The sequence below is a fragment of the Roseateles sp. P5_E1 genome, from assembly GCF_054049335.1.
Genome location: NZ_JBFUMN010000008.1, coordinates 100,841 through 126,625, shown reverse-complemented (window position 1 = coordinate 126,625; position 25,785 = coordinate 100,841). Strand labels below are relative to the sequence as shown.

The window sequence follows — 25,785 nt, the reverse complement described above, 5'->3', positions numbered from 1 at the left end:
CCATGGCCCAACTCAGCGACCTCACCGAACGCGTCGAACGCCTGCTGCTGCGCCACGACGAGTTGACCCGAACCAACACCCTGCTGCTCGAGCAGGTGGCGGCCCTCACGCAAGAGCGCGACAGCCTGCGCTCGCGGCTGAATGCGGCGCGAGCGCGCGTCGATGCGCTGCTGGAGCGCCTGCCCGTCGAGACGCCCAAGGAAGACGTATGAAGCAGATGGAAGTGACCATCATGGGCCAGAGCTATCTGCTCGGCTGCCCCGAAGGCGGCGAAGCTGCATTGAGTTCCGCCGTGGCCCAGGTGGACCGCGAGATGAGCGCCATCCGCGACGCCGGCAAGGTCAAGGCACGCGAACGCATCGCCGTATTGGCCGCGCTGAACCTGGCCTACCAGCTCGCCGACACCTCGCGTGAGACGCCGGTGTCATCGCCCGAAATCGATACCCTCGTCAAGCGCCTGGATGAAGCACTCGGTCACGACGGGCAGCTGCTCTAAGACTTAGAATTCACGTCGTCCACCGCTTTCCCCGGGGCTTTATTTCCTTCATCCGATGCTCTATGAGCAAGGGCTTGGAACATGCCGGACGGGCGTGATCGTCTCGCGTCAGATGAACCCGAAGTCCGGCTGACCTCGCCCACCTGATTACCCCTGGGTGTTCAGGATCTCGGCCCCCCGGATTGCGGTGGACACCTTCTTCCCGCTTAGCATCAGCTGATGAACTACTGGCTGATGAAATCAGAGCCCGACGAGGCTTCGATCCTCGACCTGCAACGCGCCGGCACTTTGCCATGGACGGGCGTTCGCAACTACCAGGCGCGCAACTTCATGCGCGACGACATGCAGGTGGGCGATGGCGTGCTCTTCTATCACTCCTCCTGCCCCGAGCCGGGCATCGCCGGCCTCGCCGAGGTCAGCAGCGCGGCCTATCCGGATGCGACGCAGTTCGACGCGAGCAGCCATTACTACGACGCCAAGTCCAAGCCCGAGGCACCGCGCTGGGTCCATGTTGACGTGCGCTGGCGCGAGACGACGCGGTTGCTGAGCCTGAAGGAAATGCGCGAGGCGCCGGAGCTCGCGTCGATGCGCGTGCTGGAGCGCGGCAGCCGGCTGTCGATCACGCCGGTCACGCCGGCCGAATGGCAAGCTGTGTTGAAGCGCCTGCACGGCAAATGACAGCCACCCTCGCCGCGGAACTGCTCGCACTCGGCCTCGCGGCTGGCTTCCTCGCGGGATTGCTCGGCATCGGCGGCGGCATGCTGATGGTGCCCGTCCTGACCTTCATCCTGAGCCAGCGCGGCGTCGAGCCGGGCCTGGCGGTCAAGATGGCCATCGCGACGTCCATGGCCACCATCATGTTCACGTCGCTGTCCAGCGTGCGCGCCCATCACCAGCGCGGCGCGGTGCGCTGGGATCTCGTCAAGGGCTTGGCGCCCGGCATCCTCATCGGCGGCCTGCTGGCGGGTGCCGGCCTGTTCGCCCTTCTCAAAGGCGCCTGGCTGGCCATGGTCTTCGCCGCATTCGTCAGCTTTTCGGGTTGGCAGATGCTGCGCAACAAGCGCCCGGCGCCCAGCCGGCAGATGCCTGGCACGACCGGCCAGTTCAGTGCGGGCGCGGGAATCGGCCTGCTTTCGGGCATGGTGGGGGCTGGTGGCGGCTTTGTCAGCGTGCCCTTCATGGTCTGGTGCAATGTGCCGGTGCACCTCGCCGTCGCGACAAGCGCCGCCCTGGGCTTCCCGATCGCAGTCGCGAACACGCTTGGCTACGTCATTGGCGGTTGGGGGCTGACGCCGGCCCTGCCGGGATCGGTGGGCTACCTCTATTTGCCAGCGCTGGCGTTGATTGCCGTGGCCAGCGTGACGATGGCACCGCTCGGCGCACGCACAGCCCATGCCATGGACGTGGCTCAGCTGAAAAGGGTCTTCGCGATGCTGTTGTTCGCGCTCGCGGCCTACATGCTCTACAAGGGGCTGTCGGAGCTTTAGCCGAAGGCAATGGACGCCAGCACGACCTGGTTGCCACCGCGGCGTTGCGCCTCGTGGACGGCCGCTTCGCTGGCGGCCATCAGCTCGTCCTGGCGCGAGGCGGTATGCGGGAAGCTGGACACGCCCATCGAGATGGACAAGCCCAGGTCCTGGCCATTCAACACGACGATCTGTGCCGCGCACTGGCGGCGCAGTTGCTCCATGCGTGCATGGGCCGTCGCCAGGCCCACGCCGGACAGCAGCACCGCAAAGCGTTGCGGCCCGATGCGGCAGGCCGAGTCCATTGCCCGCGTGTTGGCGCGCAGCATGCGACCGATGCCCTCGAGCAGGCGCTGCTGGGCGTCATCACCCAGGCCGGTGATGGCCGGCGAGGCATCCAGCGCAATGATGACGAGGGCGAACTCGCGATGCTCGCGCGAGGACAGGTCGATTTCGCGCAGCAGCTGGTCGTCGAACTGGGCGCGCATGTAAAGGCCCGAAACATCGTCGCGGCCCGAACCCTGCTGCAGCTCGCGGCGGATCTGCTCGATGGAGGACTGCTGCTGCTCAATCTGGGCCAGGGCGCGCTGCAGATGGGCCTCTCGGTGGCGCTCCTCGGTGCGCTCATGCCATACCGAGAGCAGGAAGTCGGCACTCAGGGCCAGCCGGGTGACGCTGAACTCGCGGCGACGGCTGTTGATTTCCAGCTTGTGCTCGCTGACGACCGGGTGACGCTGGGCCATGACCGTCTGCTCGACACGACGCAAGGCCGTCGTCTCGTCGGCCTTGAGCAACTCGGCGTCCGTGTGGCCGACCACCGCTTCACGCTCGAACATCTGCGCCAGGCCCGTGCTCGCAAATACGTATCGGCCGGTGGACATCGCCTTGATCGCCGCCTGGCTGCCCAGGGGCTCGATCAACGAGATGAGGCCGGCCAGTGTCTCGCCGCCCAGTTCTCCGTGGCCTGCCAGCCAATGCGCCAAGCTGCCGGGCGGCGGCTGCATCGCGGTCTGGTCAGCGGTCATGTCCATGAGATCGTTGTGATGCCATCGTGTATTCGCGGCGCAATGCCGCGAATACCAAAGGTGTCGGGGGACTGTAGTGGGGCCAAAGCAGCACCAGCAAGGCCGTGCCACCCCATGAATCGGGCCTCCCCCCTAGAAGACCCTTTTGCTACCCGGCGTGAATCCTAACGAGTTTCGATGCGCCCACCCACGACAATGCCGCCCCATTCACGGGAGGTCTATGCGGGGATTCGATGCGGTGGTGGTGGGCGCGGGGGCGGCAGGGCTGTTCTGTGCTGGCCTGGCGGGCCAGCGGGGTCTCAAGGTGCTGCTGATCGACCACTCGCCCAAGCTGGCCGAAAAAATTCGTATCTCGGGCGGCGGCCGGTGCAATTTCACGAATCGTGAGGCCGGGCCGGCCAATTTCCTGTCCGAAAACCCCGCCTTCTGCCGCTCAGCCCTGGCCCGCTACACCCCGCAGGACTTCATCAAGCTCGTGCAGGGCTATGGCATCGCCTTCCACGAGAAGCACAAGGGCCAGTTGTTCTGCGACGACTCCGCTGAGCAGATCATCCAGATGTTGGTCAAGGAATGCGAGGCGGGTGGCGTGACGCGCTGGCAGCCCTGCACGGTGGCGGACGTGCGCAGGCTGCCCGAAGGTGGCTTCGAGTTGGACACCAGCCAGGGCCCGGTGCTGGCGCCGCGCGTCGTCGTCGCGACCGGCGGGCTGCCTGTGCCCAAGATCGGCGCCAGCGACTGGGGCCTGCGACTGGCCAAGCGCTTCGAGCACGCCATCGTGGAGCCGCGCCCGGCGCTGGTGCCTCTGACCTTCGATGCGGACGCCTGGGCACCCTTCGCCGCCCTGGCCGGGTTGTCGTTGCCAGTGGAAGTCAGCGTTGGCAGTGGCAAAGCGCGCATGCGGTTCCTTGAAGACCTGCTGTTCACACATCGTGGTCTCAGCGGCCCTGCCATCCTGCAGATCTCAAGCTACCGCGCCGATGATCAGGCGCTGCAGCTCAATCTGGCGCCCGACCTCCAACTGGAGAAGGAACTTGTCCAGGCCAAGGCCACCTCACGCCGCCAACTCGGCAACGAATTTGCGTCCCGCCTGCCGCAGCGCCTGGCGGCCGCCTGGCTGGAGCGCGCGAACCTGGATGCCACCAAACCGCTGCCCGACTGCCGCGACGCCGACCTGCAGCGCCTGGGCCGCAGCGTGCATGAGTGGCAGTTGATGCCCAGCGGCGACGAGGGTTGGCGCAAGGCCGAAGTCATGCGCGGTGGCGTCAGCACCAAGGAACTGAGTTCGCAAACGCTCGAGAGCAAGCGCGTCCCGGGCCTGTATTTCATCGGTGAAGTCGTGGACGTGACCGGCTGGCTGGGCGGCTACAACTTTCAATGGGCGTGGGCCAGTGCAGCTGCCTGCGCCCGGGCCATGGCGGACACCGCCACAACAGCTTGAGCGAATCTTGGCAAGTCGTTGATTTTCTGGCTACAATCCCCGGCTTTGCTGGCAAACCTGCGCGTCGATTCGCTGCACTTCTCGAAGAAGACTCAAGAGAAGCAGTAATCCGGAACCTGCTGCTGATCCCAGCCGCGAACACCGAGCGCAATCTGAAGGAAATAAATGACCACCATCCGCGTCAAGGAAAACGAGCCGTTCGACGTCGCCCTGCGTCGCTTCAAGCGCACCATCGAAAAGCTGGGTCTGCTGACCGAACTTCGCGCCCGCGAGTTCTACGAGAAGCCCACCGCCGAGCGCAAGCGCAAGAAGGCAGCCGCCGTCAAGCGCCATTACAAGCGTGTGCGCAGCATGCAGCTGCCCAAGAAGCTGTTCTGATCGTCTGACGCGACCCGGAGCCTGTTTCCATAGCAGCTCCGGTTGACACCAAAACCCGCCACAGGACGCTGTCGCGGGTTTTTGTTTTTTTCATACCCTCTACGCCATGAGCCTCAAAGACCGCATCACCGAAGACATGAAGGCCGCGATGCGCGCCAAGGAAGCCGATCGTCTGTTGACCATCCGTGGCCTGCTGGCCGCCGTGAAGCAGAAGGAAGTGGACGAGCGCGTCGTTGTGGACGACACGGCCCTGGTGGCCATCGTCGACAAGCTGATCAAGCAGCGCAAGGACTCGATCAGTCAGTTCGCCGCCGCCGGCCGCGACGACCTCGTTGCCAAGGAAACCGCCGAGCTGGCGGTGCTGCAGGCTTATCTGCCTGAGCGCCTGTCGGCCGAGGCTGTGGCTGAGAAGGTCGGAGCCATCGTGGCTGAGCTGGGCGCGAGCGGCCCGGGCGACATGGGCAAGGTCATGGCGGCTGCCAAGGCCGCACTCGCCGGCGTGGCAGAGATGAGTGCAGTGTCGGCCGCGGTCAAGGCCGCGCTGGCCAAGTAAGGAGCCGCCATGAGCCTGCCGATGCAAGCCATCGCCCCCGACATCTGCGCCGCCCCTCAGCTGACGCCCGAAGCCATGGCGGAAGCGGCGGCGATGGGCTTCAAGAGCGTCGTCAACAACCGGCCCGATTTCGAGCACGGCCCCGACCAGCCGACCTCGGCAGCCATTCAAGCTGCCGCTGAAGCTGCAGGCCTGGCGTATCGCCACCTGCCGGTGGCCGGCGGCTACCAGTCGCCCGAGGAGATTGCGGCCTTCGCCGATCTGCTGGCCGAACTACCGCGGCCGCTGCTGGTCTTCTGCCGCTCCGGTGCCCGATCGACTCGCCTGTTCATGCAGGCCCAGCAACTGGGCTGAACCCCCTCGGGGCTTACCCTGAACGACGGCTGAATGAAGCCGACGCCCCCCAAGCGGTCGCTACATTGGCGGCCGCTTCGCTTTTCTCCTGCCCAGCCCATGAACGCCCTGCTCTCCCTTGCGCGGCGCATCGACAGCCTGAACGACCGCTTCGGCAAGATTGCCGCCTGGGCCGTGCTGCTGTCCTGCTTCATCAGCGCCGCCAACGCCGTCGTCCGCTACGGGCTGGACTACAGCTCCAACTCCTTCCTCGAGATCCAGTGGTATCTGTTTGCCACCTGCGTCATGCTGGGCGCGGCCCAGGTGCTCCGACTCAACGAGCATGTGCGTGTGGACCTGGTCTACAGCCGGCTGACCGGCCACGGCAAGGTTTATGTCGACCTGTTCGGCCTCGTCGTCTTCCTGATGCCGGTCATCTGCTACATGGCCTGGCTGTCCTGGGGCCTGTTCGTCGTCAAGCTCAGCACCGGCATGAGCGCCAGTGACTCGGTCGCCAGCCTCGGCTTCATGGGCTATGTCACCAAGCTGCTGACCTCGGGCGAGGTGTCGAGCAATGCCGGCGGCCTGATCCGCTGGCCGGCCGTGCTGGTGCTGCCCCTGGGCTTCGCGCTCGTTGCGCTGCAGGGCGTGGCCGAAATCATCAAGCGCGTGGCCTGGCTCGCGCACAAGTTCGACATGGACATCCACTACGAGAGGCCCCTGCAATGATCTCGATGGAGAGCTTCCCGCCGCTGATGTTCGCGGGGCTGATCGTGATCATGCTGATCGGCTTCCCCGTCGCGTTCTCGCTGGCAGCACTCGGCCTGGCCTGCGGTTTCTTCGCGGTGAGCCAGGGCTGGTTCCCGCCGGAGTTCATGAGCGCGCTGCCGCAGAACGTCTTCGGCATCCTGTCCAACGACCTGCTGCTGGCCATTCCCTTCTTCACGCTGATGGGCTCGCTGCTGGAAAAATGCGGCCTCGCGGAGGACATGCTCGACTCCATGGGCCAGCTGTTCGGCCCGGTGCGCGGCGGCCTGGGCTATTCGGTCATCATCGTCGGCTTCATCCTGGGTGCCATCACCGGCACCGTCGCGGGCCAGGTCATCGCGATGGCGATGATCTCGCTGCCGGTCATGATGCGCTACGGCTACAACATGCGCTACGCGACCGGCGTGCTGGCCGCGTCGGGCACGATCACGCAGCTGGTGCCGCCGTCGCTGGTACTGGTCGTGCTGGCGGACCAACTCGGCCGCTCCGTGGGCGACATGTACAAGGGCGCCTGGGGCCCGTCCATCCTGCAGGTGCTGATCTTTGCGCTCTACACCTTCGTGCTGAGCCGTGTGAAGCCGGACCACGTACCCGGTGTTCCCAAGGAAGCGCGCACGCTGCAAGGCTGGGCACTGTGGAAGAAGTGTTTGCGCGGCATCGTGCCGTCGGCCGTGCTGATCTTTGCCGTGCTCGGCTCCATGGGCGGCCTGCCCGGCATCAACACGGCCATCTGCACGCCGACCGAGGCCGGTGCGATGGGTGCGGTCGGCGCCTTCATCCTGGCCGGCCTGCACAAGCGGCTGAACTGGCCGCTGATCAAGGAGACCATGCTCGGCACGATGCGCATCACCGCCATGGTGGTCTTCATCCTGATCGGCTCGCGCACCTTCTCGCTGGTGTTCCAGGGCGTCGAAGGCGGGCGCTGGATCGAGCACATGTTGAGCGACCTGCCGGGCGGCCAGATCGGCTTCCTGATCGTCGTCAACCTGTTCATTTTCTTCCTGGCCTTCTTCCTCGACTTCTTCGAGATCGCCTTCATCATCCTGCCGCTGCTCGGGCCGGTGGCCGAGAAGATGGGCATCGACCTCGTCTGGTTCGGCGTCATGCTGTGCGTGAACATGCAGACCAGCTTCATGCACCCGCCGTTCGGCTTTGCGCTGTTCTATCTGCGCGGCATCTCGGACACGCTGTTCAAGAACGGCTCGATCCCGAAGAAGGTGCTGTCCAGCGACATCTACATGGGCTCCATACCCTGGGTGTTCATGCAGCTCATCCTCGTCGCCATCGTCATCTTCTTCCCGCAGACCGTGACCGTCTTTCTCGACAAGGAGAAGGCAGTGGACCTGAACCAGGCGTCGGAGCTGTTGCAGCAGATGGGCGGCCACGACAAGCCCGCTGACATGAGCTCGGACGATGCGAGCAAGCTGTTCGCCCCTGAACCAGCGGCGTCAGGTGCCAGCGCGCCCGCGGATGACGGCGACGCCGTGCGGCGTGCCCTGGAGGACGCGGCGAAGAAGTAGGCACTCCGGGCCGCCAACGAAAAAGCCCCGCATCGCGGGGCTTTGCTTTTGCTGCGGCGCGAGGCTTACAGCTTCTGCGCCTGCATGAAGTCGTCAAAGCCGGCTTCCGAGAAGCGGAACCAGAGGTTCTGGTCGCGACGGAAGTTGGAAAAGTCCTCGTAGACCTTCTTCCAGTTGGCGTTCTTGGCCGACAGCTCGGCGTAGATGCCCATGGATTCCTTGAACGCGGCGTCCATCACGTCCTTGGGGAAGCGGAACAGCTTGGTGCCCGAGCCCACCAGCTGCTTCAGCGCGCCAGGGTTCTTGGCATCGTACTTGGCCTGCATGTCGATATGCGCCATGGCAGACGCTGCTTCGACCACGGCCTTGTACTCGGCCGACAAACCCTCGTACGCCTTGGTGTTGATGAAAAAGTCGAGCTGCGGGCCGCCTTCCCACCAGCCGGGGTAGTAGTAGTTGGGCGCGACCTTGTTGAAGCCCAGCTTCTGGTCGTCATAGGGGCCAACCCACTCGGCCGCGTCGATGGTGCCCTTTTCCAGCGCCGAATAGATCTCGCCACCGGCGATCTGCTGCGGCACAGCACCCATGCGCTCCATCACGCGGCCAGCGAAGCCGCCGATGCGGATCTTCAGGCCCTTGATGTCGGCGACGCTCTTGATCTCCTTGCGATACCAGCCGCCCATCTGTGCGCCGGTGTTGCCGCCGAGGAAGTTGATGATGTTGTAGTTGCGATAGAACTCGCGCATCAGCTTCAGGCCGTTGCCCTCCACCATCCAGGCCGTCATCTGGCGGCTGTTCAGGCCGAAGGGGATGGCGCAGCCCAGCGCGAAGGTCTCGTCCTTGCCGAAGAAGTAGTAGGGCGCCGTGTGCGCGATCTCGACGGTGGCGTTCTGCACCGCGTCAACCACCTGCAGCGCCGGCACGATCTCGCCGCCAGCATGCACGGAGATCTGGAACTTGCCGCCGGTCATCTCGGAGACCTTCTTCGCGAACACGTCTGCGGCGCCAAAGATGGTGTCCAGCGACTTCGGGAAGCTCGATGCGAGGCGCCAGCGCACCTGCGCCTGGGCATGCACGACGGCCGGGGCGGCACCTGCCGCCAGCACGCCAGCCAGGCCGGCGTGGCGCACGAAGGAACGACGTTCCATGGTCATTGAAGTCTCCTGTTTTCGGATTTGCGAAGAGAGAAAATTGCCGGCAGCGATTCTAGGAAGGCTGCACCGGCCTCCGGCCCGGATTTACCCCGGCGCTGACGCGCCAGATGCGCGTCAGTTGCCAGCGAGTTTCATGCCCGTGACGAGCACCGAACCGATGGTCTTGGTGCCCATCGTGTACTCGTCGGCGCCAATGCCGACGATGTTGTGCAGCATGTCCTTGAGGTTGCCGGCGATGGTGACCTCATGAACCGGGTAGGCGATCTCGCCGTTCTCGACCCAGTAGCCGCTGGCGCCCCGCGAATAGTCGCCGGTCACGTAGTTCACGCCCTGCCCCATCAGCTCGGTGACGAGCAGGCCGCGGCCGAGGCGGCGGATCATCGTCGGCAGGTCGTCGCCAGGCGCGGTGGCACGGCTCGTCATGCGCAGATTGTGCGAACCGCCGGCATGGCCTGTGGTCTTCATGCCCAGCTTGCGCGCCGAGTAGCTGGACAGGAAGTAGCCCTGCAGCACGCCGCCTTCCACGACCGAGCGCGCGCGCGTGACGACACCTTCGTCGTCGAAGGGCGAGCTGCCCTTGCCCTTCTTCACATGCGGGTCTTCGGAGATGTCGATATGCGGCGCCATGACCGGCTTGCCCAAGCTGTCGAGCAGGAAGGTGGTGCGGCGGTAGAGCGCACCGCCACTGGTCGCCTGCACCAGCGCACCGAGCAGGCCGATGGCCACCGTGCTCTCGAACAGCACCGGGATCTCGGCGGTTGCCACCTTGCGTGCCTTCAGCCGCGACAAAGCACGCTCCGACGCGTAACGGCCCACCGCCTCGGGCGAGGCCAGATCTGCCGCGTCGCGCATGGAGCTGTACCAGGCGTCGCGCTGCATGCCCGCGCCGCGGCCAGCGATGGGCGCAACCGACAGCGAATGCCGCGAGCTGGCATAGCCGCCCCGGAAGCCGCGCGTATTGCCCATCCAGAAATGCGACTGCTGGGCCGACACGGCCGCGCCTTCGCTGTTGGTGATGCGCTTGTCCACGGAAAGGGCAGCGGCCTCGCAGCGCAGCGCAATTTCGGCGGCTGCAGCGGCGTCGACGGCCCAGGGATGGAAGAGATCCAGCTCGGGCCGCTGGGTCGCATCCAACGCCAGGTCGGCCGCATCGGGCAACCCGGCGAACTCGTCCTCGGCCGTGAAGCGGGCAATATCGTAAGCCGCACGCACTGTGTCGCGGATAGCCTGTGGCGAGAAGTCCGACGTGCTGGCATTGCCGCGGCGCTGGCCGAGGTAGACCGAGATGCCGAGCGACTTGTCACGGTTGCGCTCGACGTTCTCCAATTGGCCCAGGCGCGCCGATACCGACAGGCCGCAGCCCTCAGACACTTCCGCACCGGCATCGGTCGCGCCGATCTTTTTCGCTTCGCCGAGCGCATCCTCGATCCATTGCTGGAACTGCTCGGGACTGTAGGCAAAACCGTTCTGGGGCTGAGGCATGAAAGCAAAGCGCCGGGCGATGCCGGCGCCGGTGTCAATGGGGTGGGGGACAATGATAAGACTCCGCCCTCCCCCCGCACCGCGATGCACGATCCCAACCCTGAATTCGAAGACGACGACGACTTCGACGGCCCCAGCAAGAGCCAGCTCAAGCGCGACATGACCGCGCTGCAGAAGCTCGGCGAAGAATTGCTCGTCTTGCCCGAGAGCCGTTGGGAGCCGCTGGCGCTGCCCGAAATCCTTTACGACGCGCTGCGCCACGCCAAGAAGATCACCAATTTCGAGGGCAAGCGCCGACAGATCCAGTACATCGGCAAGCTGATGCGCAAGATCGATCCCGAGCCGATCCGGGAAGCGGTGGCCGCTTTCAAGCTCGGTCATGCGCAGGACAGCCTCAAGCTGCATCAGTCCGAGCGCTGGCGCGAACGCCTGCTGGCGACCGACGACGCGCTGCAGGAGTTCCTCGCCGAGCACGCCGACGTCGACATCCAGCAGCTGCGCAGCCTCGTGCGCGCGGCGCGCAAGGACGCGGCCAATGAGCCGGAGAAACGCAGCGGCCGCGCCTTCCGCGAGCTGTTCCAGTTCATCAAGGCTTCCGAAGCCGCGGCCGAAGATGAGTGAGCAGGTCCGCATCGGTGTCGTGTCCATCAGCGACCGGGCATCAGCCGGTGTCTACGAAGACAAGGGCCTGCCTGCCCTCAAGGACTGGCTGACGGGCGCGCTGCACAACCCCATCGAGTTCGTGTCCCGCCTGATTCCTGACGAGCAGGCCGACATCTCGGCGGCGTTGACCGAGCTGGTCGACACCGAACGCTGCGACCTGGTGCTGACGACCGGCGGCACCGGCCCCGCACCGCGTGACGTCACGCCCGAGGCGACGCTGGCCGTGGCTGACCGCGTGATGCCGGGCTTTGGCGAGCAGATGCGCCAGATCTCGCTGCATTTCGTGCCCACGGCCATCCTGTCGCGCCAGGTCGCCGTCATCCGCGGCAAGAGTCTGATCATCAACCTGCCCGGCCAGCCCAAGGCCATCGCCGAAACTCTGGCTGGCCACGAGAAGGCCAGCGGCATCTTCGCCGCCGTGCCTTATTGCATCGACCTGATCGGCGGGCCCTACCTCGAGACCCGCGACGAGGTCTGCAAGGCTTTCAGACCCAAGAGCGCACAACGCCCCGTCTAGCCTTCGACCGTTCCTGGCTCGGCCAGCGCGGCGGCCACGTCATCCAGGCTGCGATTGCTGCTCAGGCCGAACCCGCCCACGACGCGCTGACCGGTGGCGCCGCGCGCCGTGGCGGTGTGCACGCCAACCCAGGCATTGCGGCCGGCGCGCTTGGCGGCATAAAGCCCAACGTCGGCCAGGTTGACGACCTGCTGCCAGCTGCGTGCCTGTGGCCGCGCCGGCTCGAAGGGCACGCAGGCAAAGCCGACGGAACAGCTGACATCGAGGCGGCCGCCGTCGTCGAGCTCAAACGGCGTGGCGGCGATGACGGCGCGCATGCGCTCGGCCAGCTCCTCAGCGCGCAGGCGATCGGTGTCGCGCGCCACGGCCAGGAATTCCTCGCCACCCCAGCGCACCAGGTAATCGGACTCGCGCATCACCGAACGCAGCCGGGCGCCGAACTGCACCAGCACCGCGTCGCCCGCGGCATGGCCGTGCCGGTCGTTGATGCGCTTGAAGGCATCGATGTCGAGCAGCAGGAAGACGTTGTCCGTATCCAGCGGCTGGCCCCCGGCGGCAAGCGTCTCCTGTGATCGGCGCAGGCTGGCTGCCAGGTCCTGCTCGATGTGGTCACTCAGGAAGCGGCGGTTGTGCAGGCCCGTCAACGGGTCGGTCACGCTGCTCAACTGAAGCTGCTCTGATTTCTCTTGCAAAGCGTGGTGCATCGCCCGCAACTCGACCGTGCGCTCGCGCACCTTGTGCTCCAGCTCGAGCTGACGGTGGCGCAGCAGCCGCGTGCGCCCGGCCACCGCCGCGAGCACGAGCAGGCATAGCGCAAACACCAGGGCAGCGCGGAACCACCAGGTCTGGTGCCAGGCAGGCCTCACCGTCACCGCCAGGGCCAGTTCGCGCTCGCCCCATTGGCCGTCGCGGTTGGAGGCGCGCAGGCGCAGCCGGTAGTCACCCGGTGGCAGGTTGGTATAGGCGGCCACCCGGCGCGCCGCGTCGGCCGCCATCCAGCTGGCATCGAAGCCTTCGAGCTTGTAGGCATAGCGATTGCGTTCCGGCGCCGAGAAGTCGGTGGACGCGAACTCCACGGCCAGGCTGTTGCCGTCGGCCGGCACGTCCAGCAGCGCCGTACCACCCGGGGGCAGCGCCACAGAGCGCCCGCCGATCTGCACGTCCGCCACCAGCACGTCGGGCCGGTAGGTCCAGGCCTGCAGCTTCTCGGGCAGCACCACGGTCATGCCGCCGGCACCGCCGAACAGCAGCTCGCCGCGCTCGGTGCGCGCTGCCGAGCCCGTCCAGTAGGTCGGGAAGACCACGCCCTCGGCCCGGCGCAGCGCGCGCGCCGTCATGCGGGCCGGGTCGATACGCGCCAGACCGTTGTCGGTGCTGGCCCAGACCTGGCCCTGCAGGTCCGGCAGCAGCGCGTTGACAGTGCCGTCCGGCAGGCCCTGGGCAACGCCCACGCGCAGGATGGCTTCACCCTGGCCCGGCGCCGGCAGCACATCGATGCCGCCGCCATAGCTGCCCACCCAGAGCCGGCCTTCGGCATCCAGCATCAGCGCCGTGACGAAGCCGGCCGACAGGCCGCGCGCCAGCGTCGGGCCGGCCGGGTATTGCACGACACCACCGCTCAGGGGATCGACCCGGTTGAGGCCGTTGCGCGTTCCGACCCACAGCTCACCCGCCGCGCCGCGGGCCAGCACCATGATGCGCTGGTCGGTCAAGCCCGGTGCCGGGAGGGTGACGGGCGCGGCGCTGCCGCTGGCAATGTCCAACCGCCACAGGCCGTCGAACTGGCCGCCTATCCACAGCGTGCCGCCATCGACCAGCAGGGCCCAGGTGGATGCGGCAGGGTTGCGGCCCGCCAGGCTCACGCGACGCAAATGGCGCCCATTCGCATCGCAGCGATAAAGACCGCGCTTGGTGGCGACGAAGACGCTGCCATCCGCCACGCGCGCCATGCCCAGCACGATGTCCGGCGGCAGCGCGGCCTCGGGCCGGCTCGCATCGGGCCGCAATGCACCGGCGCGGGCACCGGTGGCGTCGAGGATGTCGATGCCGCTCTTGTGCGTGGCCAGCCACAGGCGGCCCTCGGGCATCGGCAGGATCCAGCTGATCTCGGCGCTGATGAAACGGGAGTCGAGTGCATCGCCAACCTCGGCGCTGGCGCCCAGGCGGGTCAGCACCCCGCCCTGGCGGGGGTCGTGGCGACTCAGGCCGCGGTTCGACGCAGCCCAGATCAGCCCGGACCGGTCGCGGTAGAGGGTGCGCAACGCGTTGTCCGCCAGGCTGACCGGCCAGGCCGGCACGTGGCGGATGCGCCGGCTGTCGCGCCGCTCGACGTCGACGGCCACGACACCCTGCCCCAGGGTCGCCACCCACATCTCCCCCGGCTGTGTCTCGAGCAGGCTGGTGATCTGGCTGTTGCCCAGCAGGTCCTCGTTCGCGGCGACGCCGGCCTCCCGCATTTCGACGGCTGGCGCCTCGCCGTTGTCGGCGAGCACGAAGACGCCATCGTGCTTGCCGCCGGCCCAGATGCGCCCGGCGCTGTCCTGGGCCAGGGCCTGGGGCTGGACGACGCGGCCCACCGCCAGTGGCACGGCCTGCAGCGGCGCGCCCGCGGCCGCGCGGCGGAACAGGCCCGCGGCGCTACCGATCCAGAGCTGGCCGCGGCGATCAAGCAGCAGGGTCCAGACCTGGGTGCCGGCACCGGCCGCCCAGCCGCCCACGGTGCTGGCACGCTCGATGCGCCCGCTGTCGGGATCCAGGTGGTCCAGGCCGCCGTCGGTCACGACCCACAGCCCACCCGCGCCGTCGTCGGCAATCTGCCGCACGCTGACATGGCTCAGGCCCGCGGCGCCACCGACCGGGATGGCGACGAAACGGTCCGTCGTCGGGTCATGCCGAAGCAGCCCTGCCGCGCTCGTGCCCACCCAGAGCCGCCCCTTGGCATCGCCATGCAAGGACTGCACATAGTTGTCCGGCAGGGCGCCGGGGCGCTGCGCATCGGCCTTGTAGACCTTGAAGTGGTAGCCGTCCCAGCGCGCCAGACCGCCGAGCGTGCCCACCCACAGAAAACCCTGGCCATCTTCGGCCACGGCCGTCGCGATGGCGTTGGGCAAGCCCTGCTCCTGGCTGAGATGCTGGAAGCTGATGTCGGCGAGGCTGGACCAGCGCTTGGGCGCCGGTGCCGCAGTTGCCTCAGCCAGGCAGAGGGCCATGACCAGGCACAGCGCCATGCGCCAGCCAGTGGAAAGCCGCAGTCGTAACTCGCGCAGGAACACAGCAGGCCGACACAGGGCGGGCCATCGCGGCCCGGAACCGGCGATTCTCATTCACGCCGGGCCGGCCGGCGGCAAAGACGTGGCCGGCTGACGGTCTATTTCGCCGGCGCGGCCGCTACTTGACCAGCCGGTTCATCTGCGCCGCATCGAAGGCCTCGTCGCGCTGGGCGTCATCGGGCACGCAGTCACCGATCGGCCGGCCGGCCTGGGTCGACAACTTGCAGACCGCGCTCCAAAGCAGCGCGATCTGGTGCTCGTGGCCCGAGGCGCTGTCGATGAGGCCGCGCATGGCCATCGCGACCGGGTCGTCACCCTGGGTCACGCCATAGGCCGAGAAACCCATCTTGGCGGCCGCCTCCTCGCGGGCCTGTTCGCTGGCGGCCTCGATGATGCGCGCCGGGTTGCCCACGGCTGTCGCACCTGCCGGCACCGGCTTGGTGACGACGGCACCTGAGCCGATGCGCGCACCGGCGCCGACCGTGAAGCCGCCCAGCACGCTGGCATTGGCGCCGACGATGACGCCCGGGCCCAGGGTCGGATGGCGTTTGGCGCCTTTCACGAGCGAGGTGCCGCCGAGCGTGACGCCCTGGTAGATGGTGCAGCCCTCGCCGATCTCGGCCATCTCGCCAATGACGATGCCCATGCCATGGTCGATGAAGACCTTGCGGCCGATGCGCGCGCCGGGGTGGATCTCGATGCCCGTCAGAAAGCGGCTCCAGTGCGAGACCCAGCGCGCCAGCCACTTGAAGCCACGCTGCCAGAACCAGTGAGCACGGCGGTGGAACATCAGCGCATGCAGGCCCGGGTAACAGGTCAGCACCTCCCACGCCGACCGGGCGGCCGGGTCGCGTTCGAGGATCAGGGCGATGTCTTCGCGCAGGCGCTGGAACATGGTGCAGCCAGGGGAGAAAGGCAGGCCAGTTTAGGTGGGGCTACTTTGAGCCTGCTGGCACTACGGTCTTCTGCATCTGTCGCGCAATGCCGCGCAGGATGTGGATTTCCTCGTTCGTGAGCCCGGCGCGGTTGAAGAGCTGGTTCAGGCGGGGCATCAGCTTCTTGGGCGCCGCGGGGTCGAGGTAGTCGATGTGCACCAGCGCTGCCTGTAGATGATCCAGCAGGCCCTGCACGGCACGCGCGTCGGCCAGTTGCGGGTCAGGCGTGCGCGCCTGCACGCCGAAGCCGCCGAGGGCCTGGCGCAGGTCGTAGGCCAGCAACTGCACGGCCTGGGCAAGGTTGAGCGAGCCGTAGTCCGGATGGGTCGGGATGCTCAGCACCGCATGACAGCGGTAGACGTCCTCGTTGCTCATGCCGTAGCGCTCGGAGCCGAACACCAGCGCCAGGCGGGGCGCGGCCTCACGCGCGGCCAGCTCGCCGAACAGTGCACGTGGCTCACGCGTCGGCGGGCCAAAGTCGCGCGGCGTCATCGCGGTGGCGCAGGCGAAGTCCACGTCGTCCAGCGCCTCGGCCAGCGTGGGCACGACGCGGGCGCGTGCCAGGATGTCGGCCGCGCCGCTGGCCATGGCCACCGCCTCTTCGTGGCAGAGCACGTCGGCAAAGCGCGGCGCCACCAGCACCAGGTCCTGGAAACCCATCACCTTCATCGCCCGCGCCGTCGCGCCCACGTTGCCGGCGTGGCTGGTGTTGATGAGAACGAAGCGTGTGGATTCCACGGGTTTGTACGGAGGCTGCGGCTAGAATCGCGCGATTATCCGGGCCGCCTCCATGGGTCCCGCCGCTCTTTCCTCCCGTCAGCCCCTTCTTCCCAGCGAGTGCCACGCATGCTGCAAACGTCTCACCATCCCATGCTCAATGTCGCCATCAAGGCGGCGCGTGCGGCTGGCGCCATCATCAACCGCGCCTCGCTGGACCTCGAAGCTCTGCGCATCAACACCAAGAGCCCGAACGACTTCGTCACCGAGGTCGACCACGCCGCAGAAGGGGTGATCATCGAGACGCTGCTGGGCGCCTATCCAGACCACGGCATCCTCGCCGAAGAGTCGGGCCGCACCCACGGCGCCAAGCATTCCGAGTTCGTCTGGATCATCGATCCGCTGGACGGCACCACCAACTTCATCCACGGCCTGCCGATGTACTGCGTGTCCATCGCGCTGGCGCACCGCGGCGTCGTGCAGCAGGCCGTCGTCTACGACCCGACCCGCAACGACCTCTTCTACGCCAGCAAGGGCCGCGGCGCCTTCTGCAACGACCGCCGCCTGCGCGTGTCCAAGCGCACCCGCATGAGCGACGCGCTGATCGGCACCGGCTTCCCCTTCCGCCGTGGCGACAACTTCAAGCGCTACGTGAAGATGTTCGAAGAGGTCATGCAGCACTGCGCCGGCCTGCGCCGCCCGGGTGCCGCGGCGCTGGACCTCTGCTATGTCGCCGCCGGCTATTACGACGCCTTCTTCGAGACCGGCCTGCAGCCCTGGGACGTGGCGGCGGGCTCGCTCATCATCACGGAAGCCGGTGGCCTGATCGGCAACTTCACGGGTGAGGCCGACTTCCTGCACCAGCGTGAAGTGGTGGCCGGCAACCCCAAGATCTACGCGCAGCTGGTGACGATGCTGGCGCCCTACACCCGCGTCATCAAGGAAGAAGAGGCCGCAGCGCCCACGCTCAATGGTGATGCAGCGCCTGCGCCGGCCGAGCCGAAGAAGCGTGGCGCCGTGCGCATCAAGAAGGATGAAAGCGGCGACGCAGCGCCCTGATCAGCGCCACCCGCCCCCTTCGAAGCCCTCCTCGCGAGGGCTTTGTCATTTCCTGGCTGTGAAGGAATTGGCAGCAGCGGTGACCAAGGGCTAACCCGGTCATGCGTGCGTGATTTCTGCACGGCCGCACCCCTTACCCGTGGGGGGCGGGCTCGCCAGAATGCGTGCTGCAACGCGGCCAGAGCCGCTCTGTTCCCCCAATCAAACCGCCCGAAAGACGCTACTGATGTTTGCCCGCTCCGCTGTCGCTCTCGCCCTCGTCGCCGCTGCCTCCCTGGCCCACGCCGATGCCAAGGTTCTGAAGAAGGTCGCTCCCGAGTACCCCAATGAGGCCGTCAAGAAGAACATCAGCGCCGGCAGCGTGCGCGCCAAGATGACCATTGCCGGCGACGGCAAGGTCTCGGATGTCGCCATCGTCGAAGCCGAACCCAAGCGCGTGTTCGACCGTGCCGCCACCGAAGCCCTGAGCCAGTGGAAGTTCGAAGGCACCGGCGCCGCCCAGACCCACGAAGTCAAGCTGGTGTTCAAGTCGGAAGATTAATTAGACGCTTCGCTAGCCAAGCGCTTCGCTGAATCAACAAGGCCCGCGTTGCGGGCCTTGCTCTTTATGGGTGTTTCTTGCGCCGCTCAGAAGCTGTGGCGAACGCCGAGTTCGGCACCGCTGCAGTTGCCGCCCGGCACCGTCGTCGCCATGCCCACGTTGAAGCGCACGCCAGTGCCCTTGTTGTCGGCGCGGGCGGCGTTGCCATACAGCGCGGTGCGCTTGGACAGATCGTGCACATAGCCGAGCGCGATATGACTCGCGTCGCTGGCCACGCCCTTGGCGCTCAAGGTCGTGTAGGCAAAGCGGACCTCCCCCTGCGGGCCCACCTGCCACCGCGTGCCCACCATGCGCGCCGTCGTCTTCGTCGTGCCGACCTTGTTCTCGCCCCACAGTCCCATCAGCTTGACCGGGCCCAACTGCCAGGCCGCACCGACATTGCTCTGCTTGTAGTCGCCCGTCGCGTAGCGGGTGCGCGTAATCGCGACCGCGGCGTTGAAGGCCTCGTTGCGCCAGCCGATGCGCATGCCCTGCAACTGGCCGTCCCTGTGCGTCGGGCCATCGCCCTGCTCGCCCAAGGCCAGCATCACGTGGGCATAGACACCACCCAGGCCCGGCGGCAGGAAGTAGCCGATGGAGTTGGACGCCCGCGCATTGGTGCGCGGCGTCGTGCCATTGGCGGGCGCGGGATAGAACAACAGCCCCGAGCTGGCGACGCCATTGGGGCCGAAGGGATGCATGGTCATCGTCAGGTTGATGAAGGACGGCACATAGTCGCGGCCCAGGCGCAGTTCGCCCCAGTCACCGGACAACTGCACCGTCGCGCGGCGCGCCCAGGTCAGGCCGCCGCTGATGGAGTCCTTGTTGTTGGTGCTCGTCGCACCGCTGCTGCCGTCGTCCACCAACAGGGCCGACTCCAGCCAGAAGCCAACCTTGAGCCCGCCGCCCAGATCCTCGCTACCGCGCACGCCCAAGCGGCTGGAGGCGTTGCCGTCGCTGGTGACCAGGTGGCGCTTGCCGACACCGTCGGCCTTCAGCTGCTGTACGCCGATGTCCATCAGGCCAAAGAGCTGCACGCTCCCCGCCTGCTGCGCCTGCACGCCCACAGCCGCAGTGGCCAGGGCCACAAAGCCCACCCTCCAACGTCCTGTCTTCATGGCGGTCTCCATGTGTTGTTGTGCAGGATCCGGGGCCCACCTGGTGGGACGGGTATTCATAGCACCAAATACACCGCCACAGCAACATAAAACATATCGGTAGGCATCGTTCGCCAGCGCTCGTTCCGTGGGGGACTGATGGCGCTTTGTCCGTCGCGAAGGCCGATTCCAGCGCTCCAGCGGTTCGCCCTTGTCCAGACGGAGGTTGGCAGCCGGCGCGCCTCGTCGGCAAGCCAGGAGCACAGCGAAGGCTCCGTGGCCGTCGGCCGCTCAACCGACGGGCCAGCCTACTTGGCCGCCGCGTAAACTGTCGCCCATTCTGAAGCCCTCCGCCGGGGGGCTTTGTTATTTGCTCGACGCCGATGACCCAGCCCGCTGACTTCAGCGCCCACACGCCCATGATGGCCCAGTACCTGGGCCTGAAAGCCGATTTCCCGGACACGCTGCTGCTGTACCGGATGGGCGATTTCTACGAAGTCTTCTTTGATGACGCGCGCAAGTGCAACGCACTGCTGGACATCACGCTGACGCAGCGCGGCCAGAGCGCGGGGCAGCCCGTCGTCATGGCCGGCGTGCCGGTGCACGCGCTGGAGAGTTATCTCGCCAAGCTGATCAAGCTGGGCGAGGCCGTGGCGATTGCCGAACAGGTCGGCGAGGTCGGCGCGAGCAAGGGGCCGGTCGAACGCAAGGTCGTGCGCGTCGTCACGCCCGGCACCATCACCGACACCGAGTTGCTGGCCGACAAGCAGGACGCCGTGCTGCTGGCCGTCTCCGGCCACGGCCGCCGCCATGGACTGGCCTGGCTGTCGCTGACCCAGGGCGAGATCGGCCTGGCCGAATGCAGCGACGTGGAGCTGCCCGCCTGGCTGGCCCGCCTGTCGCCGGCCGAGGTGCTGGTGAATCGCGAGCAGCAGCCATCGGGCGTCATGAAGGCGCGCTTCCCGGTCACGAACCGGCCGAGCTGGCAGTTCGACGCCGCTTTGGGCCAGCGCAAGCTGTGCGAACAACTGGCCGTGGCCGGCCTGCAGGGCTTCAACGCGCATGAGCTGACGCTGGCTCACGCGGCCGGCAGCGCTTTGCTGGCGTTTGCCGAACACACCCAGGGCCGGGCTCTCGCCCACGTGCGCTCCCTGCGCGTGCAGCGCAGCGGCGAGCTGCTGGACCTGCCGCCCGCCACCCAGCGCAACCTGGAGTTGACGCAGACGCTGCGCGGCGAGCCGAGTCCCACCCTCTTCTCGCTGCTGGACACCTGCAAGAGCGGCATGGGCAGCCGCACGCTGCGCCAGTGGCTGCTGCATCCCAAGCGTGACCGGGCGGAAGCCGTCTCGCGCCACGACGCCATCGCCGCCCTGCACGACGAAGGCTTCGAGCCCCTGCGCGAAGCGCTGAAATCGGTCAGCGACGTGGAACGCATCTCCGCCCGCATCGCCTTGCGCCAGGTGCGCCCGCGCGAGCTGACCGGCTTGCGCGCGACGCTTCAGGTGCTGCCGCAACTGCGCGCTGTGACACCCGCCGCGTTGCGCGACGCCAGCCTGAACCCGCCCGCCGACATCCAGGAGCTGCTGGAGCGCGCCATCGCGCTGGAGCCGGCCATCCTGACGCGCGACGGCGGCGTCATCGCCGACGGCTTCGACGCCGACCTGGACGAGCTGCGCGGCATCCAGCAGAACTGCGACGGCTTCCTTCTCGACCTCGAAACCCGCGAGCGCGCCCGCACTGGCATCGCCAACCTGCGCGTGCAGTTCAACCGCGTGCATGGCTTCTACATCGAGGTGACGCAGGGCCAGGTCGACAAGGTGCCGATGGACTACCAGCGCCGCCAGACGCTGAAGAACGCCGAGCGCTACATCACGCCGGAGCTGAAGACCTTTGAGGACAAGGCCCTGTCCGCCAACGAGCGGGCGCTGGCGCGCGAGAAGCTGCTGTACGAGCAGGTCATCGACGCCCTGATCAGCCGCCTGGAGCCGCTGACGGCGCTGGGCCGCACGCTGGCCGGTCTGGACGCGCTGGCGGCGCTGGCCGAACGCGCCGTCACGCTGAACTGGTGCCGGCCGGAGTTCGTCACCCAACCCTGCCTGGAGATCGAAGCCGGCCGCCACCCCGTCGTGCAGGCCCGCCTGCACGAGACCGGCGGCACGGAGTTCATGCCCAACGACTGCAAGCTCGATGCGCGTACCAAGCTGCTCGTCATCACCGGCCCGAACATGGGCGGCAAGAGCACGTTCATGCGCCAGGTGGCGCTGATCGCCTTGCTGGGATCAATAGGCAGCTATGTGCCGGCGACGAGCTGTCGCCTTGGGCCGATGGACGCCATCCACACCCGCATCGGCGCGGCGGACGACCTCGCCAACGCTCAATCCACCTTCATGCTGGAGATGACCGAAGGCGCGGCCATCCTGCATTCGGCCACCGACCAATCCCTCGTGTTGATGGACGAGATCGGGCGGGGGACTTCCACCTTCGACGGCCTGGCACTGGCGTCGGCCATCGCCAGCCACCTGCACGACAAGACCCGCGCGTTCACCCTGTTCGCCACGCACTACTTCGAGCTGACCGAGTTCCCTGCCAAGCATGCGCAGGCGCAGAACTGGCACGTGTCGGCCGTGGAGAGCGGTGAGGACATCGTCTTCCTGCACGAGCTGCAGCCCGGCCCGGCCAGCCGCAGCTATGGCGTGCAGGTCGCCAAGCTGGCCGGCATGCCCGCCAGCCTCGTGCGCCAGGCCCGCGCGACGCTGGAGGCCCTGGAGGCCCGCCAGAACGCGGCCGATGACCAGTTCGACCTCTTCGCCGCCCCGCCCGCGCCGCCGCCCCTGCCCGAGCCCAGCGAGCTGCTGCAGGCGCTGGCCAAGGTCGACCCCGACGCGCTGTCGCCGCGCGAGGCACTGGAAGCGCTGTACCAACTCAAGCGCCTGGCGGCCAGCTGAACGCCATGAACCGGCGCCGCGCCGCCTTGGCGCTGTTGTCCACGATAGGCCCCTCCGCCGCCCTGGCTGCGGAGCCCCTGCGCGTCACCATCCCGCAGTTGTCGCCCAGCTCGCAGGAGCACGCAAGCTATTTCCCGCAACTGCTGCGCCTGGCGTTGGAGAAGACGCAGGCCAGCGACGGGGCCTTCGAGATCCAGCACTACGAGCAGCCGATGAGCGGCCAGCGCCAGTTCGTCGAGCTGAAGAACAATGGCGCCATCAACGTCATCTGGGATGGCAGCAACACCAGGCGCGAGGCCGAGCTCCTTCCCGTGCGCTTCTCGCTGCTGCGCGAACTCAACGACTACCGCGTCTTCCTGATCCGCAGGGGCGACCAGGCGCGTTTCCGGGCCGTGCGCACGCTGACCGACCTGAGCCGCTTCACGGCCGGGGCCGGCGAGGGCTGGCCATCGACCGACGTGCTGCGCGCCAACGGCCTGCCCGTGGTCACGTCCGTCAATTACGAACAGCTCTTCGCGATGCTGGGCGCCAGGCGCTTCGACTACATGCCGCGCGGCGTTTATGAGGCCTGGTACGAGCAGCAACAGCACAGCGGCCTGGCCATCGAGCAGACCCTGTTCCTGCACTACGGCGTGCCCTTCTACTTTTTCACCAGCCGCGACAACCCCGCCCTGGCCGACCGCATCGAGCGCGGCCTGCGCGCGGCCCTGGCCGACGGCAGCTTCGACCGCCTGTTCCGCAGCATTCCCGGCTTCAGGCGCAGTCTTGATGAGATCCACGCCGGCAGGCGCCGCGTGCTGGAGCTTGAGCTGCCGCCCGACTGACGGCCACGTCTGGACTCGGCACTCCAAAACTGACGCTGAACAGGTCGCCCGACGCAGGCAAACTGCGCGCCCATGACAACTCGCACGCTGGTCTTCTCTCACGCCAACAGCTATCCCGCCGGCTGCTACCGCGTGCTGTTCGAGCGTTGGCGCGCCGCCGGCTGGCACGTCGAGGCGCTGGATCGCTTTGGCCACGACCCGCGCTTCCCCGTGACTGGCGACTGGCGCCGCCTGCGTGACCAGCTGCTGCATTTCATCGAGCATGAAGTGCGCCCGCAAGGCCAGGTCGCCCTTGTCGGCCACTCGCTGGGCGGCATGCTGAGTTTGATGGCCACCTGCCGCCGACCCGATCTCGTCAGCCGCCTTGTCATGCTGGACTCACCCGTCGTATCGGGCATGAAGGCCGCGGTCGTTGCGATGGCCAAGACGACGGGACTCATCCACCGCTACGGCCCGTCCAAGATCGCCCGCGAGCGTCGCCATGTCTGGCCGGCTCGCGAGGCCGTCTACAAGCATTTCTCAGCCAAGAAGCTCTTCGCCCGCTGGGACCCGCGGGTGCTGGCCGACTACATCGACGCCGGTTTCGAAGAGTCGGAAGACGGCCAGGTCAGGCTGCGCTTCACGCGCGAGGTCGAGGCCCACATCTACCGTACCTTGCCCCACCACCTGCCCCTGCTGCTGCGTCTGCGCCCGCCACAGTGCCCGGTGGCTTTCGTCGGCGGTACGCGCTCGGTCGAGCTGCGCCAGGCCGGTGCCGCGGCGTCCAGGAAACTGGCTGGGGAGAACTGGCGCTGGATGGAGGGCTCGCACCTGTTCCCTTTCGAGAAACCTGAGGAAACGGCCGACTTGGTGCTGGAGTTGCTGGGGCCCAATTGACGGGTCTCGTACAATCGCAATTTCCCACCTCAGCATGCTGTTCTGCGTGCTGCAAGACATGACCAAATTCGTCTTCGTCACCGGCGGTGTGGTGTCCTCCCTGGGCAAGGGCATCGCGTCGGCCTCCCTGGCTGCCATCCTCGAATCGCGCGGCCTCAAAGTCACCCTGATCAAGCTGGACCCCTACATCAACGTCGACCCCGGCACGATGTCGCCCTTCCAGCACGGTGAAGTCTTCGTCACCGACGACGGCGCCGAAACCGACCTCGACCTCGGCCACTACGAGCGCTTCATCACCACGCGGATGAAGAAGGCCAACAACTTCACGACCGGCCAGATCTACAAGACCGTGCTCGAGAAGGAACGCCGCGGCGACTACCTCGGCAAGACGGTGCAGGTGATCCCGCACATCACCAACGAGATCCAGGAATACATCAAGCGCGGCGCCGAGGGCGTTGACGTGGCCATCGTCGAGATCGGCGGCACGGTGGGCGACATCGAGTCCCTGCCCTTCCTCGAAGCCGTGCGCCAGATGAGCCTGCGCGCCGGCCCGACCAACACGGCCTATGTGCACCTGACCTATGTGCCCTGGATCGCCGCCGCTGGCGAGCTGAAGACCAAGCCGACCCAGCACACGGTGCAGAAGCTGCGCGAGATCGGCATCCAGCCCGACGCGCTGCTGTGCCGCGCCGACCGCCGCATCCCCGACGACGAGCGCGAGAAGATCTCGCTGTTCACCAACGTCGCCGAGTACGGCGTGATCTCGATGTGGGACGTGAACACCATCTACAAGGTGCCGCGCATGCTGCATGAGCAGGGCCTGGACCAGCTCATCTGCACCAAGCTCCAGCTCAACACCAAGAGCACGGACCTGAGGCGCTGGGACACGCTGGTCTACGAGGTCGAAAACCCCAAGACCGAGATCACCATCGCCATGTGCGGCAAGTACACCGACCTGTCGGATTCGTACAAGTCGCTCAACGAGGCGCTGCGCCACGCCGGCATCCACAACCATGCCGGCGTCAAGATCGAGTACGTCGACAGCGAGACGCTGACGCCCGAGACGGTCGACACGCTGGCCAAGTTCGACGCCATCCTTGTGCCCGGCGGCTTCGGCAAGCGCGGTGTGGAAGGCAAGATCCTGGCCGCCCAGTACGCCCGTGAGCACAAGCTGCCTTACCTGGGCATCTGCCTGGGCATGCAGGTCGCGACCATCGAGTACGCCCGCCACATGGCAGGCCTCGAGAACGCCAACTCCACCGAGTTCGATCCCGAGACGCCCCACCCCGTCATCGCGCTGATCGACGAGTGGCAGGACGCCGACGGCAGCATCCAGAAGCGTGACGAGAAAAGCGACCTCGGCGGCACGATGCGCCTGGGCGCGCAGAGCTCCGACGTCAAGGACGGCACGCTGGCCCGTGACATCTATGGCCCGATCGTCACCGAGCGCCACCGCCATCGCTACGAGGCCAACGAGCACTACCTCGAACGCCTGCAGAAGGCCGGCCTCGTCATCTCGGCCATCACCCAGCGCGAGAAGCTGACCGAGATGGTCGAGCTGCCGCGCGAGGTGCACCCCTGGTTCGTGGGCGTGCAGTTCCACCCCGAATTCAAGTCCACGCCCTGGGGCGGCCACCCGCTGTTCACGGCCTTCATCAAGGCTGCGCTGGAACATCATCAAAAGGTCTGA

General features: G+C 67.0%; 25 protein-coding genes. 18 read left to right on the top strand and 7 right to left on the bottom strand.

The annotated features are described in order from the left end of the window. Positions 1-2: 2 nt before the first annotated feature. From ACXJKJ_RS10600 to ACXJKJ_RS10585, 4 genes are all read left to right on the top strand, one after another. Complete coding sequence (locus ACXJKJ_RS10600) at positions 3-212, top strand: hypothetical protein (protein WP_056196883.1); 210 nt, start codon at positions 3-5, stop codon at positions 210-212. Further along, positions 209-496: a cell division protein ZapA gene (locus tag ACXJKJ_RS10595; protein ID WP_457390070.1), complete on the top strand. Its 288-nt coding sequence runs from the start codon at positions 209-211 to the stop codon at positions 494-496. The genes ACXJKJ_RS10600 and ACXJKJ_RS10595 overlap by 4 nt, the downstream gene beginning before the upstream one ends. 219 nt (positions 497-715) lie before the next feature. Then, positions 716-1,174 (top strand): EVE domain-containing protein, encoded by a 459-nt coding sequence (locus ACXJKJ_RS10590; protein WP_057299632.1) that lies wholly within the window; start codon positions 716-718, stop codon positions 1,172-1,174. Then, positions 1,171-1,983 carry a sulfite exporter TauE/SafE family protein gene (locus ACXJKJ_RS10585; protein WP_457390069.1) on the top strand — a complete coding sequence of 271 codons (813 nt, stop codon included), beginning with the start codon at positions 1,171-1,173 and terminating at the stop codon, positions 1,981-1,983. The genes ACXJKJ_RS10590 and ACXJKJ_RS10585 overlap by 4 nt, the downstream gene beginning before the upstream one ends. Here ACXJKJ_RS10585 and ACXJKJ_RS10580 read toward each other — a convergent pair. Then, on the bottom strand, positions 1,980-2,993 hold the full coding sequence (locus ACXJKJ_RS10580) for a GGDEF domain-containing protein (RefSeq protein WP_157281491.1): 1,014 nt from the start codon (positions 2,991-2,993) through the stop codon (positions 1,980-1,982). The genes ACXJKJ_RS10585 and ACXJKJ_RS10580 overlap by 4 nt on opposite strands. Positions 2,994-3,207: 214 nt before the next feature. Between ACXJKJ_RS10580 and ACXJKJ_RS10575 the strand changes: the two genes are divergently transcribed. The 6 genes from ACXJKJ_RS10575 (at position 3,208) to ACXJKJ_RS10550 (ending at position 7,977) form a co-directional block, all read left to right on the top strand. Then, entirely contained in the window at positions 3,208-4,425 is a 1,218-nt protein-coding gene (locus tag ACXJKJ_RS10575) for a BaiN/RdsA family NAD(P)/FAD-dependent oxidoreductase (protein ID WP_056196875.1), read from the top strand. A gap of 165 nt (positions 4,426-4,590) precedes the next feature. Next, positions 4,591-4,803, top strand: coding sequence for a 30S ribosomal protein S21 (rpsU, locus tag ACXJKJ_RS10570; protein ID WP_056196873.1), 213 nt, complete (start codon positions 4,591-4,593; stop codon positions 4,801-4,803). Positions 4,804-4,909: 106 nt separating this feature from the next. Continuing rightward, on the top strand, positions 4,910-5,356 hold the full coding sequence (locus tag ACXJKJ_RS10565; protein ID WP_457325265.1) for a GatB/YqeY domain-containing protein: 447 nt from the start codon (positions 4,910-4,912) through the stop codon (positions 5,354-5,356). A 9-nt stretch (positions 5,357-5,365) separates the two neighbouring features. Next, positions 5,366-5,710 carry a TIGR01244 family sulfur transferase gene (locus ACXJKJ_RS10560; protein WP_457354115.1) on the top strand — a complete coding sequence of 115 codons (345 nt, stop codon included), beginning with the start codon at positions 5,366-5,368 and terminating at the stop codon, positions 5,708-5,710. Positions 5,711-5,809: 99 nt separating this feature from the next. Then, positions 5,810-6,418 (top strand): TRAP transporter small permease subunit, encoded by a 609-nt coding sequence (locus tag ACXJKJ_RS10555; protein WP_457390068.1) that lies wholly within the window; start codon positions 5,810-5,812, stop codon positions 6,416-6,418. After that, positions 6,418-7,977, top strand: a complete 1,560-nt coding sequence (locus tag ACXJKJ_RS10550; RefSeq protein WP_457354121.1) for a TRAP transporter large permease — start codon at positions 6,418-6,420, stop codon at positions 7,975-7,977. The genes ACXJKJ_RS10555 and ACXJKJ_RS10550 overlap by 1 nt, the downstream gene beginning before the upstream one ends. 65 nt (positions 7,978-8,042) lie before the next feature. On the opposite strand, the gene ACXJKJ_RS10545 is transcribed toward ACXJKJ_RS10550, so the two are convergent. Both ACXJKJ_RS10545 and pmbA read right to left on the bottom strand, forming a co-directional pair. Then, positions 8,043-9,125, bottom strand: a complete 1,083-nt coding sequence (locus tag ACXJKJ_RS10545; protein WP_457390092.1) for a TRAP transporter substrate-binding protein — start codon at positions 9,123-9,125, stop codon at positions 8,043-8,045. A 120-nt stretch (positions 9,126-9,245) separates the two neighbouring features. Then, entirely contained in the window at positions 9,246-10,613 is a 1,368-nt protein-coding gene (gene pmbA / locus ACXJKJ_RS10540) for a metalloprotease PmbA (RefSeq protein ID WP_056196855.1), read from the bottom strand. On the opposite strand from pmbA, the gene yjgA reads away from it, so the two are divergent. Together yjgA and mog are read left to right on the top strand one after the other, a co-directional pair. Further along, positions 10,563-11,234 carry a ribosome biogenesis factor YjgA gene (gene yjgA, locus ACXJKJ_RS10535; RefSeq protein ID WP_457390067.1) on the top strand — a complete coding sequence of 224 codons (672 nt, stop codon included), beginning with the start codon at positions 10,563-10,565 and terminating at the stop codon, positions 11,232-11,234. The genes pmbA and yjgA overlap by 51 nt on opposite strands. Further along, positions 11,227-11,793, top strand: coding sequence for a molybdopterin adenylyltransferase (gene mog / locus ACXJKJ_RS10530; RefSeq protein WP_056196850.1), 567 nt, complete (start codon positions 11,227-11,229; stop codon positions 11,791-11,793). The genes yjgA and mog overlap by 8 nt, the downstream gene beginning before the upstream one ends. Here the strand turns inward: mog and ACXJKJ_RS10525 are convergent. The 3 genes from ACXJKJ_RS10525 to ACXJKJ_RS10515 form a co-directional block, all read right to left on the bottom strand. Continuing rightward, entirely contained in the window at positions 11,790-15,020 is a 3,231-nt protein-coding gene (locus ACXJKJ_RS10525; protein ID WP_457390066.1) for a ligand-binding sensor domain-containing protein, read from the bottom strand. The genes mog and ACXJKJ_RS10525 overlap by 4 nt on opposite strands. A gap of 160 nt (positions 15,021-15,180) precedes the next feature. Beyond that, on the bottom strand, positions 15,181-15,957 hold the full coding sequence (gene cysE / locus ACXJKJ_RS10520; RefSeq protein WP_056196844.1) for a serine O-acetyltransferase: 777 nt from the start codon (positions 15,955-15,957) through the stop codon (positions 15,181-15,183). A gap of 40 nt (positions 15,958-15,997) precedes the next feature. After that, a complete protein-coding gene (locus ACXJKJ_RS10515) occupies positions 15,998-16,735 on the bottom strand; it encodes an RNA methyltransferase (protein WP_082532618.1) in 738 nt (245 codons plus the stop codon). A gap of 108 nt (positions 16,736-16,843) precedes the next feature. Here ACXJKJ_RS10515 and ACXJKJ_RS10510 point away from each other — a divergent pair, with 108 nt between their 5' ends. Both ACXJKJ_RS10510 and ACXJKJ_RS10505 read left to right on the top strand, forming a co-directional pair. Next, positions 16,844-17,773 carry an inositol monophosphatase family protein gene (locus ACXJKJ_RS10510; RefSeq protein ID WP_457390064.1) on the top strand — a complete coding sequence of 310 codons (930 nt, stop codon included), beginning with the start codon at positions 16,844-16,846 and terminating at the stop codon, positions 17,771-17,773. A gap of 226 nt (positions 17,774-17,999) precedes the next feature. Further along, positions 18,000-18,314: an energy transducer TonB gene (locus tag ACXJKJ_RS10505; protein WP_056196838.1), complete on the top strand. Its 315-nt coding sequence runs from the start codon at positions 18,000-18,002 to the stop codon at positions 18,312-18,314. An 86-nt stretch (positions 18,315-18,400) separates the two neighbouring features. Here the strand turns inward: ACXJKJ_RS10505 and ACXJKJ_RS10500 are convergent, their stop codons facing one another. Then, on the bottom strand, positions 18,401-19,471 hold the full coding sequence (locus ACXJKJ_RS10500; protein WP_162247777.1) for a porin: 1,071 nt from the start codon (positions 19,469-19,471) through the stop codon (positions 18,401-18,403). A 362-nt stretch (positions 19,472-19,833) separates the two neighbouring features. Between ACXJKJ_RS10500 and mutS the strand changes: the two genes are divergently transcribed. The 4 genes from mutS to ACXJKJ_RS10480 all read left to right on the top strand — a co-directional run bounded on the left by mutS (position 19,834) and on the right by ACXJKJ_RS10480 (position 25,785). Beyond that, positions 19,834-22,395: a DNA mismatch repair protein MutS gene (gene mutS, locus ACXJKJ_RS10495; RefSeq protein ID WP_457390063.1), complete on the top strand. Its 2,562-nt coding sequence runs from the start codon at positions 19,834-19,836 to the stop codon at positions 22,393-22,395. 5 nt (positions 22,396-22,400) lie between these two features. Further along, entirely contained in the window at positions 22,401-23,219 is an 819-nt protein-coding gene (locus tag ACXJKJ_RS10490; RefSeq protein WP_457390062.1) for a substrate-binding periplasmic protein, read from the top strand. A gap of 72 nt (positions 23,220-23,291) precedes the next feature. Next, a complete protein-coding gene (locus ACXJKJ_RS10485) occupies positions 23,292-24,095 on the top strand; it encodes an alpha/beta fold hydrolase (RefSeq protein WP_457390061.1) in 804 nt (267 codons plus the stop codon). 58 nt (positions 24,096-24,153) lie between these two features. After that, positions 24,154-25,785 (top strand): CTP synthase, encoded by a 1,632-nt coding sequence (locus ACXJKJ_RS10480; RefSeq protein WP_457390060.1) that lies wholly within the window; start codon positions 24,154-24,156, stop codon positions 25,783-25,785.

Excerpts from the sequence above, each read along its gene's own strand:
- ACXJKJ_RS10600 (WP_056196883.1), top strand. The coding sequence starts at position 3 with ATGGCCCAACTCAGCGACCTCACCGAACGCGTCGAACGCCTGCTGCTG.
- ACXJKJ_RS10595 (WP_457390070.1), top strand. The coding sequence starts at position 209 with ATGAAGCAGATGGAAGTGACCATCATGGGCCAGAGCTATCTGCTCGGC.
- ACXJKJ_RS10590 (WP_057299632.1), top strand. The coding sequence starts at position 716 with ATGAACTACTGGCTGATGAAATCAGAGCCCGACGAGGCTTCGATCCTC.
- ACXJKJ_RS10585 (WP_457390069.1), top strand. The coding sequence starts at position 1,171 with ATGACAGCCACCCTCGCCGCGGAACTGCTCGCACTCGGCCTCGCGGCT.
- ACXJKJ_RS10580 (WP_157281491.1), bottom strand. The coding sequence starts at position 2,993 with ATGGACATGACCGCTGACCAGACCGCGATGCAGCCGCCGCCCGGCAGC.
- ACXJKJ_RS10575 (WP_056196875.1), top strand. The coding sequence starts at position 3,208 with ATGCGGGGATTCGATGCGGTGGTGGTGGGCGCGGGGGCGGCAGGGCTG.
- rpsU (WP_056196873.1), top strand. The coding sequence starts at position 4,591 with ATGACCACCATCCGCGTCAAGGAAAACGAGCCGTTCGACGTCGCCCTG.
- ACXJKJ_RS10565 (WP_457325265.1), top strand. The coding sequence starts at position 4,910 with ATGAGCCTCAAAGACCGCATCACCGAAGACATGAAGGCCGCGATGCGC.
- ACXJKJ_RS10560 (WP_457354115.1), top strand. The coding sequence starts at position 5,366 with ATGAGCCTGCCGATGCAAGCCATCGCCCCCGACATCTGCGCCGCCCCT.
- ACXJKJ_RS10555 (WP_457390068.1), top strand. The coding sequence starts at position 5,810 with ATGAACGCCCTGCTCTCCCTTGCGCGGCGCATCGACAGCCTGAACGAC.
- ACXJKJ_RS10545 (WP_457390092.1), bottom strand. The coding sequence starts at position 9,125 with ATGGAACGTCGTTCCTTCGTGCGCCACGCCGGCCTGGCTGGCGTGCTG.
- pmbA (WP_056196855.1), bottom strand. The coding sequence starts at position 10,613 with ATGCCTCAGCCCCAGAACGGTTTTGCCTACAGTCCCGAGCAGTTCCAG.
- mog (WP_056196850.1), top strand. The coding sequence starts at position 11,227 with ATGAGTGAGCAGGTCCGCATCGGTGTCGTGTCCATCAGCGACCGGGCA.
- ACXJKJ_RS10525 (WP_457390066.1), bottom strand. The coding sequence starts at position 15,020 with ATGGCGCTGTGCCTGGTCATGGCCCTCTGCCTGGCTGAGGCAACTGCG.
- cysE (WP_056196844.1), bottom strand. The coding sequence starts at position 15,957 with ATGTTCCAGCGCCTGCGCGAAGACATCGCCCTGATCCTCGAACGCGAC.
- ACXJKJ_RS10510 (WP_457390064.1), top strand. The coding sequence starts at position 16,844 with ATGCTGCAAACGTCTCACCATCCCATGCTCAATGTCGCCATCAAGGCG.
- ACXJKJ_RS10505 (WP_056196838.1), top strand. The coding sequence starts at position 18,000 with ATGTTTGCCCGCTCCGCTGTCGCTCTCGCCCTCGTCGCCGCTGCCTCC.
- ACXJKJ_RS10500 (WP_162247777.1), bottom strand. The coding sequence starts at position 19,471 with ATGAAGACAGGACGTTGGAGGGTGGGCTTTGTGGCCCTGGCCACTGCG.
- mutS (WP_457390063.1), top strand. The coding sequence starts at position 19,834 with ATGACCCAGCCCGCTGACTTCAGCGCCCACACGCCCATGATGGCCCAG.
- ACXJKJ_RS10490 (WP_457390062.1), top strand. The coding sequence starts at position 22,401 with ATGAACCGGCGCCGCGCCGCCTTGGCGCTGTTGTCCACGATAGGCCCC.
- ACXJKJ_RS10485 (WP_457390061.1), top strand. The coding sequence starts at position 23,292 with ATGACAACTCGCACGCTGGTCTTCTCTCACGCCAACAGCTATCCCGCC.
- ACXJKJ_RS10480 (WP_457390060.1), top strand. The coding sequence starts at position 24,154 with ATGACCAAATTCGTCTTCGTCACCGGCGGTGTGGTGTCCTCCCTGGGC.